The sequence below is a fragment of the Variovorax sp. FW305-3-2-15-B-LB1 genome (assembly GCF_058787635.1).
The window spans coordinates 1-1,090 of record NZ_JBYSZY010000118.1 but is presented as its reverse complement, the minus strand read 5'-3'; the positions used below and the strand labels follow the sequence as shown (position 1 = coordinate 1,090).

The following is a 1,090-nucleotide window of genomic DNA, read 5'->3' as shown; positions in this document are numbered from 1 at the left end:
CCCCCATACCCCGCCGCAGCTCCCGCCACCACCAAAGCAGCCACCGTCGCCACACGCGACTTGCTCTTCTTCCCCCGCGCCGAAGTGATTTCAGACGCCGCAACCCAGGCCCCCAGGGCTTCATTCCAGATACTTCGGTAAGACTTGTTCATATTCTTCGAGCTCGGTTCACAGAGGGCGGGCGCGGTATCAACGGCGGAGGAAGGCAACGACCGCCCGCGGCTCGTTGCCCCAGCCAGGGTCGTAGTTACCCTGACGTTCACAATGGACGCGGTAATGTACGCAGCCGTTTACATTTGCAGCCATTTCGGTCTACTGGAAACCGTGAAATGATGATTTAGTTCACAAACTTTCACGATTGGCGACAAATTTGGTTCGGGTCGGATGTGGCGTGAAACGCTGGTTCAAACGCCCCGCCTAGAATCGCGACCGCTGTTTGTTACAGCGGTTTTCTTCACAAAGGTTCTTCGAATGAAGCCGTTTTCCCTCCATTTCCTGGCCGCATGCACGCTGGCCGTAGCCAGTTCCTGCGCCCTGGCGCAGGACGGCAGCTCCGCCGACGAACTCGTCCAGGCGGGCCTCGCCAGCCTCAAGCAGATCGACGAAGGCCGCGCTGGAGAGATCTGGGATGGCGCCTCGGCCTTCATCAAGACCCGATTCCCTCGGGCCGACTTTGTTGCCAATACGCAACGCGCACGTCAGACCGTCGGCGTCGTGGCCCGGCGTGACTGGGCTGGCATCACGCGAATCCGCTATCCGGACGACAGCACTGGCATTCCCGCCGGCCTGTATGCCAACGTCGACTTCTCCACCCGCCTCGAGAACAACAAGACCGTCTTCGAAAAAGTCAGCTTCCGCCTCGAACCCCAAGGCTGGCGCCTGACGGGCTACGTCCCCCGCGAAAACCAATGACCACCGCCTCGGGTGCCGGCCTGCGCATCGGCATCACGATCGGCCTCCACCACGAGGCCGAGACCCTCTGGAACAACGGCATCAAGCAGAACGCCGTGTTCCTGGCAGAGGCGCTGAAGCACTGCCCGAGCGTCGCCTCGGTGGTGCTGGTCAACACCACCGCCACCCCCATCACCCC

General features: G+C 61.7%; 3 protein-coding genes. 2 read left to right on the top strand and 1 reads right to left on the bottom strand.

Translation table 11 applies throughout. The annotated features are described in order from the left end of the window. A partial coding sequence (locus AC3WQR_RS31550; RefSeq protein ID WP_492745980.1) for an ESPR domain-containing protein occupies positions 1–152 on the bottom strand: 152 nt, incomplete at its 3' end. Between the two features lie 319 nt (positions 153–471). Between AC3WQR_RS31550 and AC3WQR_RS31545 the strand changes: the two genes are divergently transcribed. Together AC3WQR_RS31545 and AC3WQR_RS31540 are read left to right on the top strand one after the other, a co-directional pair. Further along, positions 472–912 (top strand): DUF4019 domain-containing protein, encoded by a 441-nt coding sequence (locus AC3WQR_RS31545; protein WP_492745978.1) that lies wholly within the window; start codon positions 472–474, stop codon positions 910–912. After that, on the top strand, positions 909–1,090 hold a 182-nt coding region (locus AC3WQR_RS31540; RefSeq protein WP_492745976.1), incomplete at its 3' end, for a DUF2827 family protein. The genes AC3WQR_RS31545 and AC3WQR_RS31540, both read left to right, overlap by 4 nt.